The 15,100-nt window shown below is 64.4% G+C and carries 13 protein-coding genes; 8 read left to right on the top strand and 5 right to left on the bottom strand.

The features are described 5' to 3' along the window. Window positions 1-14: 14 nt before the first annotated feature. On the bottom strand, window positions 15-689 hold the full coding sequence (locus ACVJ19_RS37475; RefSeq protein ID WP_212342782.1) for a Crp/Fnr family transcriptional regulator: 675 nt from the start codon (window positions 687-689) through the stop codon (window positions 15-17). A 336-nt stretch (window positions 690-1,025) separates the two neighbouring features. On the opposite strand from ACVJ19_RS37475, the gene ACVJ19_RS37480 reads away from it, so the two are divergent. The 6 genes from ACVJ19_RS37480 to ACVJ19_RS37505 all read left to right on the top strand — a co-directional run bounded on the left by ACVJ19_RS37480 (window position 1,026) and on the right by ACVJ19_RS37505 (window position 8,168). Then, entirely contained in the window at window positions 1,026-1,847 is an 822-nt protein-coding gene (locus ACVJ19_RS37480) for an ABC transporter ATP-binding protein (RefSeq protein WP_453954056.1), read from the top strand. Beyond that, window positions 1,844-3,775 carry an AMP-binding protein gene (locus tag ACVJ19_RS37485; RefSeq protein WP_453954057.1) on the top strand — a complete coding sequence of 644 codons (1,932 nt, stop codon included), beginning with the start codon at window positions 1,844-1,846 and terminating at the stop codon, window positions 3,773-3,775. The genes ACVJ19_RS37480 and ACVJ19_RS37485 overlap by 4 nt, the downstream gene beginning before the upstream one ends. A 118-nt stretch (window positions 3,776-3,893) precedes the next feature. After that, window positions 3,894-4,787, top strand: coding sequence for a branched-chain amino acid ABC transporter permease (locus ACVJ19_RS37490; protein ID WP_028181436.1), 894 nt, complete (start codon window positions 3,894-3,896; stop codon window positions 4,785-4,787). 3 nt (window positions 4,788-4,790) lie between these two features. Next, a complete protein-coding gene (locus tag ACVJ19_RS37495; protein ID WP_453954058.1) occupies window positions 4,791-5,864 on the top strand; it encodes a branched-chain amino acid ABC transporter permease in 1,074 nt (357 codons plus the stop codon). A gap of 42 nt (window positions 5,865-5,906) precedes the next feature. After that, the gene (locus ACVJ19_RS37500) at window positions 5,907-7,190 is read left to right on the top strand and encodes an ABC transporter substrate-binding protein (protein WP_456739497.1); all 1,284 of its coding nucleotides are present in this window, start codon (window positions 5,907-5,909) and stop codon (window positions 7,188-7,190) included. A 138-nt stretch (window positions 7,191-7,328) separates the two neighbouring features. Beyond that, the gene (locus ACVJ19_RS37505; protein WP_453954059.1) at window positions 7,329-8,168 is read left to right on the top strand and encodes an ABC transporter ATP-binding protein; all 840 of its coding nucleotides are present in this window, start codon (window positions 7,329-7,331) and stop codon (window positions 8,166-8,168) included. A 60-nt stretch (window positions 8,169-8,228) separates the two neighbouring features. Here the strand turns inward: ACVJ19_RS37505 and ACVJ19_RS37510 are convergent, their stop codons facing one another. Then, the gene (locus ACVJ19_RS37510) at window positions 8,229-9,383 is read right to left on the bottom strand and encodes an AGE family epimerase/isomerase (RefSeq protein ID WP_453954060.1); all 1,155 of its coding nucleotides are present in this window, start codon (window positions 9,381-9,383) and stop codon (window positions 8,229-8,231) included. Between the two features lie 86 nt (window positions 9,384-9,469). On the opposite strand from ACVJ19_RS37510, the gene ACVJ19_RS37515 reads away from it, so the two are divergent. Further along, a complete protein-coding gene (locus tag ACVJ19_RS37515; RefSeq protein ID WP_453954061.1) occupies window positions 9,470-10,693 on the top strand; it encodes a phenylacetate--CoA ligase family protein in 1,224 nt (407 codons plus the stop codon). Here ACVJ19_RS37515 and ACVJ19_RS37520 read toward each other — a convergent pair. Genes ACVJ19_RS37520 through ACVJ19_RS37530 form a run of 3 tightly spaced genes read right to left on the bottom strand, consistent with a single transcriptional unit; the run spans window position 10,690 to window position 13,328 of the window. Then, window positions 10,690-11,787, bottom strand: coding sequence for a DegT/DnrJ/EryC1/StrS family aminotransferase (locus ACVJ19_RS37520; protein WP_453954062.1), 1,098 nt, complete (start codon window positions 11,785-11,787; stop codon window positions 10,690-10,692). The genes ACVJ19_RS37515 and ACVJ19_RS37520 overlap by 4 nt on opposite strands. A gap of 27 nt (window positions 11,788-11,814) precedes the next feature. Then, a complete protein-coding gene (locus ACVJ19_RS37525; RefSeq protein WP_453954063.1) occupies window positions 11,815-12,270 on the bottom strand; it encodes an acyltransferase in 456 nt (151 codons plus the stop codon). Beyond that, a complete protein-coding gene (locus ACVJ19_RS37530) occupies window positions 12,267-13,328 on the bottom strand; it encodes a Gfo/Idh/MocA family protein (protein ID WP_453954064.1) in 1,062 nt (353 codons plus the stop codon). Before ACVJ19_RS37530 ends, ACVJ19_RS37525 begins: the two co-directional genes overlap by 4 nt. 386 nt (window positions 13,329-13,714) lie before the next feature. Here ACVJ19_RS37530 and ACVJ19_RS37535 point away from each other — a divergent pair, with 386 nt between their 5' ends. Beyond that, complete coding sequence (locus ACVJ19_RS37535; RefSeq protein WP_453954066.1) at window positions 13,715-15,091, top strand: GHMP family kinase ATP-binding protein; 1,377 nt, start codon at window positions 13,715-13,717, stop codon at window positions 15,089-15,091. Window positions 15,092-15,100: the final 9 nt, after the last annotated feature.

Here is a 15,100-nt window from a genome sequence, read left to right on the forward strand (position 1 = left end):
CGGCGCCGGCGCGCCTAATCCCCATACCCGCGCAGCCGCTCGACATTGAGGATGGTGACGCCGCCATATTCCAGGCGCAGCAGCCCCTCCTTCTCCAGCCGGTTCAGCGCGCGGTTGGCGTTCTGGCGCGACATGCCGGAGAGAGCGCCGATCTCCTCCTGGGTGATCTCGAGGTGCGCCGTCGATTCCGGATAGAGGATCGGGTTGAACAGCGAGGCGATGCTGCGGGCAAGGCGCGATGTGGCATCGAGCGTGCGGTTGACTTCGAGCATGCCGATGAACTGGCCGAGCCGCTCATTGAGCTGGCGCACCAGGAAGCGATTGAAGCCGACGCTGTTCTCGAACAGCCACATGAACGCGCTGCGCTCCATCAGCGCGACGCGGCTGTTGCGCAGCGCCACCACGTCGTAGCGGCGCGGCTCGTTCTTGAGCACGCTGCCCTCGCCGAACCAGGCCCCCGCCGTCAGCCCGGCAAGGCTGGTCTCCTTGCCGTCGCGCGACACCCCGCCCATCCGGGCGAGGCCGAAGACCATGCCGGCCCAATAGTCGAAATTGTCGCCTCGCATGAACACGGTCTCGCCGGTGCCGTAGGACCGCTCCGTGATTCCGGCGCGGGCGACCTCGATCTCCGCTTGCGTGAGCTCGCGCGACCAGGCGGCAACGCGCTTCAGATGATCCTCTGAAATCATGATCCCGAAGTCAGCCGCACCGTGTCGTCACTCCGTTCTTATGCTGCATCGCAACATCATCATTCCGGCCGCCATCCGACGAAAGATGAAGGCCGCCTCGGTCCGAAAAACTTTGTCGCAGAATTGTCAGGCCGGAGACATTTCAAAATAGCGCTTTCCCTTATTGAGAGCCACCTCGGGTGATGCGGCTTTTGATCCCAAACGGGAACGAAAGTGGCGACCGTCCGGTCGAGACCAATAGCTGCATGGTCTGTCCGGCACGGCCGTATTAGGATCGCCCGACAGAACCGACGAAGAGCGCCGCAGAATGCGCCATCACCGGGAGGGATTTGTTTGGTGGCTACCAGTCTCGAAGTGCGCGGCGTGTCCCTGCGATTCGGCGGCGTCCGTGCGCTGACCGATGTCAGCTTCGCCATCAAGGAAGGCGAACTGTTCTCGATCATCGGCCCCAACGGCGCCGGCAAGACCTCGATCGTGAACTGTATTTCCGGTCGCTACAAGCCGACCGAAGGCCAGCTGTTCTATGGCGATCGCGATATCACCGGCCTGACGCCGAATGCCCGCGCTTCGCTCGGTATCGGCCGCACCTTCCAGAACCTCGCGCTGTTCCACCACATGAGCGTGCTCGACAACATCATGGTCGGCCGCCATCACCTCCTGAAGAACAACTTCCTCACGGGCTCGCTGTACTGGCTCACCGGCGCACGCAAGGAAGAGCTCGAGCACCGCCGCAAGGTGGAGGAGATCATCGACTTCCTCGACCTGCAGTCGGTGCGCAAGGCGACCGCCGGCACCCTCTCCTACGGTCTGCGCAAGCGCGTGGAGCTCGCCCGCGCCATGGCGCTGGAGCCGCGCCTCATCCTCCTCGACGAGCCGATGGCCGGCATGAATTTCGAGGAGAAGGAGGACATGGCCCGCTACATCGTCGATCTCAACGAGGAGTTCGGGATGACGGTGGTGATGATCGAGCACGACATGGGCGTGGTGATGGACATCTCCCATCGCGTCATGGTGCTGGATTTCGGCAAGAAGATCGCCGAGGGCGATCCCGCGGCAGTGCTGGCCGATCCCCACGTCAGGCGCGCCTATCTCGGTGAAGAGGACGAGGTGCTGGTCGATCCCGACGATGCCGCGCCGACGCAGGAGAGCGCGGCATGATGGATTATGCAGGCCGCGTCGCGCAGGCCGATACCTATCCCAAGATGCTCCGGCTCAATGCGAAGGAGCACGGCAACGAGATCGCGCTGCGTGAGAAGGATCTCGGGCTGTGGCGCATCTTCACCTGGAACGACTACCAGAGGCGGGTGCGCGATTTCGCGCTCGGCCTCATCGAGCTCGGGCTTGGTCGCAGTGACGTCATCGGCATCATCGGCGACAACCGGCCGGACTGGGTCGCGGCGGAAGTCGCAACGCATGCCATCGGCGGATTGAGCCTCGGGCTCTATCGCGACGTGCTGGATGAGGAGGCCTCCTATCTCCTCAATTATGGCGAGGCGCAGCTCGTCTTCGCCGAGGACGAGGAGCAGGTCGACAAACTGCTCACGCTCGCTGACCGCGTCCCGAAGCTGAAGCACATCATCTATTCCGATCCGCGCGGCATGCGGAAGTATGACGATCCGCGCCTGATGTCGGCGGAGAAGTTTGCCGAGCTCGGCCGCGCCCGCGCCGCGCGCGAGCCGGAGCTTTACGACAAGCTGGTCGATGCCACCAAGGGCGAGGATGTCGCGATCCTCTGCACCACCTCCGGCACCACCTCGCATCCCAAACTCGCGATGCTCGCCGCCGGCCGCGTACTCGGCCATTGCGCGACCTATCTCGCCTTCGATCCGAAGGGGCCGGACGACGAATATGTCTCGGTGCTGCCGCTGCCCTGGATCATGGAGCAGGTCTACGTGCTCGGCAAAGGCCTGCTCTGCCGGATGAAGATCAACTTCGTCGAAGAGCCCGACACGATGATGAACGATCTGCGCGAGATCGCGCCGACCTTCGTGCTCTTTGCCCCGCGGGTCTGGGAGTCCATCGCCGCCGACGTCCGCGCCAAGGTGATGGATGCGACGCCTTTCAAACAGCGTCTGTTCGACATCGGCATGAAGTCGGGCCTCGCCGCGCTCGAGCAGGGCAAGCGCTCAGGCTTTGCTGACACGATCCTGTTCCGCGCGCTGCGCGACCGCCTCGGCTTCACCCGCCTGCGCTCGGCCGCCACCGGCGGCGCGGCGCTGGGGCCCGATACCTTCAAGTTCTTCCAGGCCATGGGCGTACCGCTGCGCACGCTCTACGGCCAGACCGAGCTGCTGGGTGCCTATACGCTGCATCCCGAGGGCAAGGTCGATCCTGACACGACCGGCGTGCCGATGGCCGACAGCGTCGAGATCCGCATCGACAATGCCGACGTCCACGGCGTCGGCGAGATCGTGGTGCGGCATCCCAACATGTTCCTCGGCTACTACAAGAACCCCGAGGCCAGCGTTGCCGACATCAAGGACGGCTGGATGCTTTCGGGCGATGCCGGCTATTTCAACGCCAACCGCCAGCTCGTCGTCATCGACCGCATCAAGGATCTCGCCGAGACCTCGCGCGGCGAGCGCTTCTCGCCGCAATTCATCGAGAACAAGCTGAAATTCTCGCCCTATATCGCGGAGGCCGTGGTGCTGGGCGCCGGCCGTAACGCGCTCGCGGCGATGATCTGCATCCGCTACTCCATCATCTCGAAATGGGCGGAGAAGAACCGCCTCTCCTTCACGACCTACAGCGACCTCGCTTCGCGTCCCGAGGTCTATGCGCTGCTGCAGAAGGAAGTCGAGACCGTCAACACCACGCTGCCGCCAGCCCAGCGCATCTCGCGCTTCCTGCTGCTCTACAAGGAGCTCGACGCCGACGACGGTGAGCTCACCCGCACGAGAAAGGTGCGCCGCGGCGTCATCAACGAGAAGTACGAAGGCATCATCGACGCGATCTACCGCGGCGATGCCGACATCCCCGTCGACACCGTGATCCGCTTCCAGGACGGCACCACGCAGAGGGTGCGCACGACGCTGCGCGTGGTGGATCTTGGCGGACACGGACACATGGCGGAGGCTGCGGAGTGACACAAATGGTCGTCATGCGCGGGCTTGACCCGCGCATCCATCCTCTTCCGAACAGTCTTCCTTCCACATCGATGGATTGCCGGGTCAAGCCCGGCAATGACGAGTTGGGTCAACCGACATGAACACCGCCTTCCTCATCCAGCTCCTGGTCAACGGCCTCGTGGTCGGCACGCTCTATGGCGTGGTCGCGATGTCGTTCGTGCTGATCTACAAGGCGACGCAGGTCGTCAATTTCGCGCAAGGTGAATTGCTGCTGGTCGGCGCCTGGGTGTGCTGGGCGCTGCTCGCCAAATACCAGGTGCCGTTCTGGATCGGCATGCCGATCACGCTGGTGTTCATGTTCGTGTTCGGCATCGCAATTCAGGTCCTGATCCTGCGGCCGATGATCGGCGAGCCGATCATCTCTGTGATCATGGTGACGATCGGCCTCTCCACCGTGCTGCAGGCGACGCTGAAATGGATGTTCGGCGTCAACCCGCAGCCGTTCCCGCGCGTGTTCGAGAGCCAGTCGGTCAGCCTGTTCGGCCTCCAGATCCAGACCGTCTATGTCATGAGTCTCGTGGTCTCGGTCGCGATGATGATCGGCATGGCCTGGTTCTTCCGTGCTTCGAAGTACGGCCTCGCCATGCGCGCCACCGCGTTCAACCAGCAGGTCGCGCAGTCGCTCGGTATCTCCGTCAAGAGCGTGTTCGCGATGGCCTGGGCGATCTCGGCGACGGTATCGGCCGTTGCCGGCGTCGTCGTCGCCGTCGTCAACGGTGTCTCCTCGGGCCTTGCCGCCTACGGCATCAAGGTGTTTCCGGCGGCGATCCTCGGCGGGCTCGATTCCGTCGGCGGCGCCGTGCTCGGCGGCATCATCATCGGGCTGCTCGAGAACGTCGCCCAATATGTCGACAGCGAGTATCTGCACTGGGGCAATCTCTACGAGATCGCGCCCTTCTACGTCCTCATCATCGTGCTGATGATCAAGCCCTACGGCCTGTTCGGCACCCACGACATCGAGCGGATCTGACCCATGGCTGGCCCTGCCCTCATCCCCGCTGGTGACTTCCGCACTTCCTATGCGGCCGACACCACGATCTTCCCGACCACCACCAGCCGCAACTTCGCGATCGCCGGCGTGCTGCTGCTGTGCCTCGCGCCGCAACTCTTCAGCGGCTACTGGCTCAGCATCCTGATCCAGATCGGCATCTTCTCGATCGCGGCGCTCGGCCTCAACATCCTGGTCGGCTTCACCGGCCAGATCTCGATCGGGCATGCCGCCTTCTTCCTGCTCGGCGCCTTCACCTCGGCCTACATCTCCAACAACGCGCCGATCCCGGTGTTCTTCGCGATTCCGCTCGCGGGCGTCGTGACCGCGCTGGTCGGCCTGATCTTCGGCATCCCGGCGGCGCGGCTGAAAGGCCTCTACCTCGTCATCGCGACGCTGGCCGCGCAATACATCCTGCTCGACTTCTTCTCCCGCGCCGAGTGGTTCTCGGGCGGATCGGTGCCGGCGAGCGCCGAGCCGCTCTCGATCTTCGGCTACACGCTGCGCGGCGACAGGCAGTATTTTTACGTCGTGCTGGCCTATGTGCTGGCAAGCTACATCCTCGTCACAAACCTCATGCGCACCCGCGACGGCCGCGCGCTGGTGGCCATCCGCGACCATTATCTCTCAGCCGAGATCATGGGCATCAACCTCACCAAGTACCGCACATTGTCGTTCGGCCTTGCCGCCTTCTTCGCCGGCATCGCCGGCGCGCTCTATGCGCACTATCAGCTCGTTGTCTCCCAGGAGGGTTTCGGTATCGAGCGCTCGATCCTGTTCCTCGCTATGATCATCATCGGCGGCACCGGCTCGATCATGGGCACGCTGATGGGAACCGCCTTCGTGGTGCTGCTGCCGGAATCGATGGAATGGATCAGCCTGCAGCTGAAGGGCGGCGCCATCGACAAGGCGCTGTCGCTCAACACCAACATCACCTTCCTGCGCGAGATCGCGATCGGGCTCATCATCATCGCGTTCCTGATGTTCGAACCGGACGGAATCGCGCACCGCTGGCGGCAGATCAAGGCCTATTGGAAACTCTACCCGTTCTCGCATTGAGCACGGCAACTTCACTTAAACGATAACAGGAGGAACCAACCCATGAAGACAAAATCGCTTTTGAGCACCGCGTCGCTCGCGTTTGCGATCGCTGGTTTTGCGGCCAGTGCGCAGGCCCAGATCGCCGTCGGCCATCTCGCCGACTATTCCGGTGCGACGTCGGACGTCGGCACGCCTTACGGCCAGGCCGTTGCCGACACCTTTGCCTGGATCAACAAGAACGGCGGCGTCGGCGGCAAGCAGGTCAACCTCGATACCAACGACTACGGCTATCAGGTGCCGCGCGCGATCGCGCTCTACAAGAAATGGTCGGCGCCGGATGGCAAGGTTGCCGCGATCATGGGCTGGGGTACCGCCGACACCGAAGCGCTGACCGGCTTTGTCGCGCAGGACAAGATTCCCTATATCTCCGCCTCCTACGCTGCGGCGCTGACCGATCCGGAAGGCGTGAGCGGCAAGGCCAAACCCGCGCCCTATAATTTCTTCTACGGCCCGAGCTATTCGGACGCGATGCGGGCATTGGTGACCTGGGCGGCGGAAGACTGGAAGACCAAGGGCAAGAGCGGCAAGCCGAAATTCGTCCATATGGGCGGCAATCATCCCTACCCGAACGCACCGAAGGCCGCCGGCGAGGCGATCGCCAATGAGCTCGGCTTCGAAGTGCTGCCGCCGATCGTGTTCGCGCTGACGCCCGGCGATTACTCCGCGCAATGCCTCAGCCTGAAGAGCTCCGGCGCCAACTACGCCTATCTCGGCAACACCGCAGCCTCGAACATCTCCGTGCTCAAGGCCTGTAAGGCCGCCGGCGTGGACGTGCAGTTCCTTGGCAATGTCTGGGGCATGGACGAGAACGCCGCCAAGACCGCGGCTGACGCCGCCGACGGCGTCGTCTTCCCACTGCGCACGGCCGTGACCTGGGGCGGCAACGCGCCAGGCATGAAGACGGTGATGGAAATCTCGAAAATATCGGATGCGAGCGGCAAGGCCTATCGCCCGGTGCACTATATCGCAGGCATCTGTAGCGCGCTCTACACCAGGGAAGCGCTCGACTGGGCCGCCAAGAACGGAGGTGCCACCGGTGCGAACGTCGCCAAGGGCTTCTACCAGAAGAAGGACTGGGTGCCGGCCGGCATGGACGGCGTCTGCAATCCCTCAACCTGGACCGACAAGGACCATCGCGGCACCCTCAAGGTCGATCTCTATCGCACCAAGGTCTCCGGTTCGACCGATGGCGACCTGAACGACCTCATGGCCAAGGGCACGATCAAGCTCGAGAAGGTCAAGACCGTCGAGCTGCCGCGCAAGCCGGAATGGCTGGGGTGGTGAGCCCGGCACTCGCCTCCATGGTCGTTCCGGGGCGCCTCGAAGAGGCGAACCCGGAACCTCGAGATTCCGGGTTCGGTCCTGCGGACCGCCCCGGAATGACGGGATATAGCCGCGACGACACCGAGAGAGTAACTAACCATGAGTGAAACGGCTCAGATCGAGCGCCCTTCTCCCAGCATCGTCCCCGCGCCGCCCCTCCTCGCCGTGCGCAACATCGAGGTCGTTTATGACGACGTCATCCTGGTGCTGCGGGGGCTCAGCCTCGACGTGCCCAAGGGCGCAATCGTGGCGCTGCTGGGGGCCAACGGCGCCGGAAAGTCGACCACGCTGAAGGCGATCTCGGGGCTGCTCAAGACCGAGGACGGCGAGGTCACGCGCGGCGAGATCCTGTTCGAGGGCGAGCGCATCAACGGCATCGATCCCGACAAGATCGTCCGCCGCGGCATCTTCCAGGTGATGGAGGGCCGGCGCATCGTCGCCGACATGACGTCGCTGGAGAACCTCAAGCTCGGCGCCTTCACCCGCAGGGACCGCGAGGTCGATGCCGACCTCGACATGGTCTTCAACTATTTCCCGCGCCTGAAGGAGCGCACCGGCCTTGCCGGCTACCTCTCCGGCGGCGAGCAGCAGATGCTCGCGATCGGCCGCGCACTCATGGCGCGCCCGAAGATGATCCTGATGGACGAGCCTTCGATGGGCCTGTCGCCGCTGTTGGTGAAGGAGGTGTTTTCGATCATCCAGAAGATCAACCGCGATCTCGGCGTCACCATCCTCCTGGTCGAGCAGAACGCGCGCGCCGCGCTGTCCGTGGCGAGCCACGGCTACATCATGGAGCAGGGTAAGGTCGTGCTCGACGGCACAGCGGACGAGCTGCGCGACAACGAGGACGTCAAGGAGTTCTACCTCGGCGGCGCCGGCGACCAGCGCAAGAGTTTCAAGAACCTCAAGAGCTTCAAGCGGCGCAAGCGATGGTTATAGCGTTTTCGAGCGAAGTGGGACCCGGTTCGCGTGAAGAAAACGCGTCAAAACAAAAGAGCTTTAACCTTCCAAAACCTGCTCCGCTTCCGTGACTGCGCAGAGAACATGATAGAACGACGACGCAGGAATGGTGTCGACCAGCGATTTGCCGTCGCGATCGAACTGGTCGTACCAGCCACCCCTGACGGGATGGCTGAGATAATGCCGTTCGAGCCGCACCAGCGCCGCGCGCGCCTCGTCCGCCGCGCCCGCCTCGCCGGACTCGGCCTGCGTGATCCACGCCTTCGCGATCTCGGTCTGCGGCCACAGCCGGCGTGTGCTGCGGCGGATGTTGCCGCTCGCATCGCCCTCGTCGATCAGGCAGCCCGTCGCCTCGTCGCGATAGCGCAGCGACGTCGCCAGCAGCTCCGCGCGCCGCGGCCCGGTCGGACAACCCGTGATGCGCTCAAATCCCTTCAGCAGCCAGACCCATTCCGCCTGATGGCCGGGCTCGACACTGACCGGCTCGATCTTCGACCAGTCCTCCTCGAAATACTCCGACAACACGTGCTTCCGCTTGTCGTAGAGGTTGGCGAGGAACAGCGCGAAGAACTCGCCGGCACGGTTCTGGAACGACAGGTCGTGGGTCGCGTCGAAGCACGCGATCATCGCCTCGAACAGGTGCATGTGCGGGTTCTGCCGACGCGGCAGCGAGGCCGGAAGGCCTTCGTGGACGCCGCCATGCGGCGAGCGCAGGTGGCCGTCGAGGAAGGCGAGCAGCGCGTCGATTTCAGCGCGAACCTGCGCATCCCTGTCGAGCGCGTAGACCGTCGCGAGCGCAAACAGGATGAAGGCGTGGTCGTAGGCATCGCGCCGGCCGTCCAGCACCGCGCCATCCGGCGTCAGCCGGTGCACATAGCCGGGCCTGCCGTCGGGCGCCTTGGCCTTCGCCAGCAGGTGCTCCAGCCCCTTCAGCGCGATGGCGCGCCCTTCCGGATACCAGCCCATCTGCGCGGCCTTGGCGTAGCAGTAGATCTGGCGCGCCTGCACGAACACCCGCCGCGGCGCGGCCGCATCGGCCGTGCCGTCGCGGTGCAGCCGGTCGATGAAGCCGCCCGCGGCATGATCCCAGCCGACGGTGGACCAGAGCGGCATCGCGTCATCGATCATGCGGCGTTTCAGGCGCGCGACGACGCCGGCCGTCTCCTCCGCCGCCATGATCCGTTCTTCCGCCATCTCGCTCTCTCCACGTCCCGACAATGGCCGTCTGATACCCATGCCAGCGGCGGCGTGCAACGGATGCCAACCCGGAAAGATCAGCCATGACCGCCCATTACGACGCCCTCGAGACGCGCGAGCAAGCTGCGCGCGAGGCCGAGCTGTTTTCGCGCCTGCCCGGCGTGCTGCGTAGCGCGATGGCGGCCCCTGCCTATGCCGAGCGGCTGAAAGGCGTGGATCCGGACACAGTGGCCACGCGAGCGGCGCTGGCGCGCCTGCCGGTGCTGCGCAAGTCGGAACTGCCGGCCCTGCACAAGGCCTCCACGCCCTTCGGCGGCTTCGTGGCGGCGGCACCGGGCTCGTTCGCGCGGCTTTTCACCTCTCCGGGGCCGATCTTCGAGCCGGAAGGACGGCAGCCCGACCCGTGGCGCGGCGCACGGGCGCTGTTCGCGGCCGGGTTCCGGGGAGGCGACATCGTGCTCAACACCTTCAGCTATCACCTCACGCCCGGCGGCTTCATTTTCGACTCGTCCGCGCGCGCACTCGGTTGCGCGGTGATCCCCGCGGGTCCCGGCAATGCCGAGCAGCAATTCGAGCTGATCGAAGCCTACCGGCCGGTCGGCTACAGCGGCACGCCGGACTTCCTGAAGATCCTGCTCGATGCAGCCGCGACCGCGGGTCGCGACGTCTCCTCGATCAAGCGCGCGCTGGTCTCGGGCGCGGCCTTCCCGCCCTCCCTCCAGGCCGAGATCAAGGCGCGCGGCATCGACGCCTACCAGGCCTTCGGCACCGCCGATCTCGGTCTCATCGCCTTCGAGACCGAGGCCCGTGAAGGCATGGTCGTGAACGAGGACCTGATCATGGAGATCGTCAGGCCCGGCACCGGCGATCCCGTCGCGCCGGGCGACGTCGGCGAGATCGTCGTCACCTCGCTCGATCCGCACCATCCCTGGATCCGGCTTGCGCTCGGCGACCTCACCGCCGCGCTGCCGGGCACCAGCCCCTGCGGTCGCACCAACATGCGGATCAAGGGCTGGATGGGCCGCGCCGACCAGACCACGAAGGTCAAGGGCATGTTCGTCCGTCCCGAGCAGGTCGCCGAGATCAGCAAGCGTCATCCCGCACTCGGCCGCCTCCGTCTCGTCGTCACGCGCCAGGGCGAAACCGACGCGATGACGCTGAAGGCGGAAACGGCGGCGGCAAGCGAGGCGCTGCGCGAGGAGATCGCGGGCACATTGCGGGCGGTGACAAAGCTCGGCGGCGCGATCGAGCTGGTCGGCCCAGGCGCGCTGCCTAACGACGGCAAGGTGATCGCGGACGAGCGCTAGAATTTGCGAACCAGGTCGATCACCTCGTCCTGCTGCCGACGGGTGATTTCGGCAAACATCGGCAGCGATAATATCTGCGTCTGGTCGCGATATGCGTTCGGAAACTGCTCCGTGCGGTAGCCGAGCCGCTGATAGGCGGCCAGAAATGGCAATGCAGTAGGATAGTTGATTGCCGTCTGCACGCCATTGGCCTTGAGGTGGGCGGCCAATGCATCGCGGCGCGGATGGCGGATGGTATAGAGGTGGTAGACGTGACTGCGCTTGGGCGCGATCGCGGGTACCATGGTGTCCTCGATTTGGCCGAGTCCTGCGTCGTAGACTTTTGCTGCAGCCTGTCGTGCCTCGGTCCAGGCCGCCAGATGCGGCAACTTCGCCGACAGGATGGCCGCCTGCAGGCCGTCGAGCCGACTGTTGATGCCCTCGATCTGGTGCTGATGCTTCACTAGCCCGCCATGGCGCGCCAACATCGTCATGTGCTCGGCAAGTCCGCCGTCATTGGTGACCACCGCGCCGGCATCCCCCATCGCACCGAGATTCTTGCCTGGATAGAACGAATAGGTTGCAGCGGCGCCGAATGTACCCACCATCTGCCCGTTGTAGCGCGCCAGATGCGCCTGCGCGCAGTCTTCGATCACCCATAGTCCATGCCTGGCTGCGATCGCCATGATCGCATCCATGTCGGCGGGCTGACCGTAGAGATGGACGGGGATGATGCCGACGGTGCGCGGGGTGATCGCGGCCTCGATTGCCGCCGGATCGATCGTGAAGGTCGCGCCGTCGGTGTCACAGAACACGACCGAGGCCCCGGCATGGGTGATCATCGCCGCCGTCGAAATCCACGAATGCGCCGTCGTGATCACCTCGTCACCCGGCTTCACCTTCAGCGCCTTCATGGCGAGATAGAGCGCATCGGTACCGTTGGCACACGACACGCAATGCTTCACCTGGGCTGCCTCGGCGAATTCCCGTTCGAAGGCATCGACATAGTTGCCGCGAATGAACGCGCTGTCACCGATCACGCCCGCGATTGCAGCATCGATCTCGCTCTTGATGGTCTGATGCTGCAGATGCAGATCGGCAAAAGGCACGGCCATCGATCGTATTCCCTTAAAGTTACCGGTCTACAGCCGGCGCGCCGGATTGCCGGCATAGGTGCCCGGCGTGGTAATGTCCTTGGTCACCACGGAGCCCGCGCCGATCACGACGTCGTCCGTGATCTTCACCGGCAGGATGGTGGCATTCGAGCCGATCGACACCCGATTGCCGATCACCGTCTCGCGCCACAGTTCCTTGAGGCCGCGCGCCGGGCCACCGGTCGAAAACGTATCGTTGATGAACATCACGCCATGACCGATGAAGCAGTCCTCGCCGATCGTCACCAGTTCGCAGACAAAGGCATGCGACTGCACGCGCGTCCGCGCGCCGATCACCACGCCCTTCTGAATCTCGGTGAACGGACCGACAAAACAATCGTCGCCGATCTTGCAGCCATAGAGATTGCAGGGCTCGACGACCTTCACGCCGACACCGAACGCGACATCGCGAATAGCGGCCTGATGGATGTCCGGCTTGTTCACGTGACGACACCCAGGCGGCTCAGCCGCGGTGTAAATCGCAGCGGCACTTCCGCGCCGGTCTCGATCGATTCATACAGCGCGGAGATCAGCTCCAGGCTCTTGCGGCCCTCGAGCCCGTCGACCAGAGCGGCGCGCTGGTTCACCAGGCAGTCGACGACATGGTGATAATAGGCCTGATGGCCGAAGCCATAGACGTTGGGCGGGTTGACCGAGAACTTCTCGACCACATCCTTGTCGGACGGCAGCTCGTCGACGAAGCGCCAATGCCGGATCTGATTGACCGCGAAGCCGGAGATTTCCACCGTGCCCCTTTCTCCGAGGATCGAGAGCGATCCCTCCAGGTCGGTCGGTCGCGCCGCCGTGGTGGCCTCGACAATTCCGAGAGCGCCGTTACGAAACTTCAACGTCGCAACCGCAGTGTCCTCGGTCTCGATCTTCGCGAGCGCCGTCATCCCGCGCGCATGCACGCTGACGACGTCGCCGAAGAACCACTCCAGCATGTCGATGTGATGGCTCGCCTGGTTGGTGAGCACGCCACCGTCATAGGCCCAGGTGCCGCGCCAGGCGTCCTGGTCGTAATAGGCTTGATCGCGGCACCAGCGCACGCGCACGGTGCCCAGGATCAACTTGCCGAAACGGCCGGCATCGAGCGCCTCGCGCGCCTTGACGACGGGAACATTGAAGCGGTTCTGCTTGACGATAAACATCTTCACGCCCGCCTGGTCGCAGGCACGGATCATGTCGTCGGCATCCTGCAGCCGGAGTGCCATCGGCTTTTCTACCACGACATGCTTGCCGGCCCTGGCGCAGGCGATGACGTGGGCCGGGTGCAGCCCGCTCGGCGTCAGCACCGCGACCGCGTCGATGTCCTTGCGGGCGAGAAAGTCATCCATGTCGTAGACCGCCGGCACGCCGAATTTTCCGGCAATGGCATCGGCGCGTGCGCGGACGGGATCGCAGACCGCAACGAGGCTCGCACCTTCTACGTGATTGCCGCCCAAGAGGTCGGAGTGGCGTTTGGCAATTCGCCCGCAGCCGAGCAGCCCAAATCTAATCATGCAGAGCCTTCATCATACCGGTAAAAGCCGGTGATCGCGGACGGGGCCGGCCGAGGCAAAGGCCGACCGTCCGCAAGTGCCAGGTTGGTCAAATACAGGCAAAGCAGACGGCAAGGCAAGGCGAGCGGTAGACTAGGCAGGCCGAACCGTCCCCGCAACGCCTGTGGCGCAACCAGCTGGGGCAGGACACCGCGAGCGGTCTGCCATGTCCAAGCCGGCCCTTGATGAAGCCGGTTCCGGCGCTGATGAGCCCATTTGCGGCGCGAAGACGCTCGATTCCGGGAAACTTGCATGATCCGCCCCCCTGCCGTATCTAACGACTCGAAAAGGCGGCTCGTGGCGGGGTTAAAGGCCTGAAATTCCTTTCCCTTTTTGGATCCATCACATTGGCAGAAACGAGCCACCTCACCATCGCCGAAACCGAGACCATTGAGGAAGCCTTCCGGCGCCTCAACGCCAACATGCTCGGGATCCTCTTCGCGCAGAATGCGGCCGGACGAATCGTCGGCGCGGTGACCGATGGCGACATCCGCCGGCGGATGCTGACGGGCGTCACGATCCACGACCAGGTGGCGGCCTGCATCAATCGCAACTTCGTCTCGGCGCAGGCCGGGGGACCGCGGGAGCAGATCCTCAAGCTGCTCGATCAGCGCGTGCACGTCGTGCCCATCCTCGATACCGAGGGCCGGCTGGTCGACGTGTTCAGCCGCGAGCTGTTCAACCTGTCGGAGGAGAGCGAGGTTTTCGCGCGTGCCCGCTCGCCGGTCCGCATTTCCTTCTCCGGCGGCGGCACCGATCTGACGCACTACTTCGTCGCCAACGACGGCGGCGCGGTGATCAGCGCCACGATCAAGATGTACGCGCATGCGACCTTGCGGCGCCGGAGCGATCCCCGCATCCGAATCTATTCGCACGATTTTCGCCGCACGGTGGAGGCCGAGAATCTCGCCGAGCTCGGCACGGGCGGCGATCTCGCCCTGATCAAATCGGTGGTGCGCCTGATCAAGCCGACCTACGGGTTCGAGCTCGAGGTCTCCGCCGACTTCCCGGTCGGCTCCGGCCTCGGCGGCTCGGCGGTGGTCTCCTCCGCCATCATCGGCTGCTTCAACGAATTTCGCAGCGATCAATGGGATCGCCACGAGATCGCGGAAATGGCGTTTCAGGCCGAGCGGTTGATGCTCAACATTCCGGGCGGGTGGCAGGATCAATACGCCACCGTGTTCGGCGGCTTCAACCACATGGAGTTCTTTTCCGACCAGAACACCATCGTACCGCTGCGTCTCGACCCCAACATCATCGCCGAGCTCGAGGAGAGCCTCGTGCTCTGCTACACCGGCGCGGGCCGCGACTCCGGCGCGATCCATCGCGACCAGAAGGCGCAGCACGAGACGACCGACGCGGTGACCGCCGCTGCCAAGCAGAAGGAGGTGACGCGCGAGATCCGCAAGCATCTGCTGCGCGGCCGCCTGCTTGATTGCGGGCACCTCATCGACGAAGCTTGGCACGCCAAGCGCAAGCTCAGCTCCAAGATCTCCTCAAGCGAGCTCGACGCCCTCTACGATTTCGCCAAGTCGCACGGCGCCGTCGGCGGCAAGCTGCTGGGCGCGGGCGGCGGCGGCTACTTCATGTTCTTCGTGCGTCCGTTCGAGCGTTACCAGCTCATCGCGGCGCTGGAGCAGCAGGGGCACAGCTGCTCGCGCATCATGTTCGAAGAGAACGGACTGCGGACGTGGAAATCGCGCCTTCCGGCGCGATCCGCCTGACGTATGAGA

The sequence above is a fragment of the Bradyrhizobium sp. USDA 376 genome, assembly GCF_054063675.1.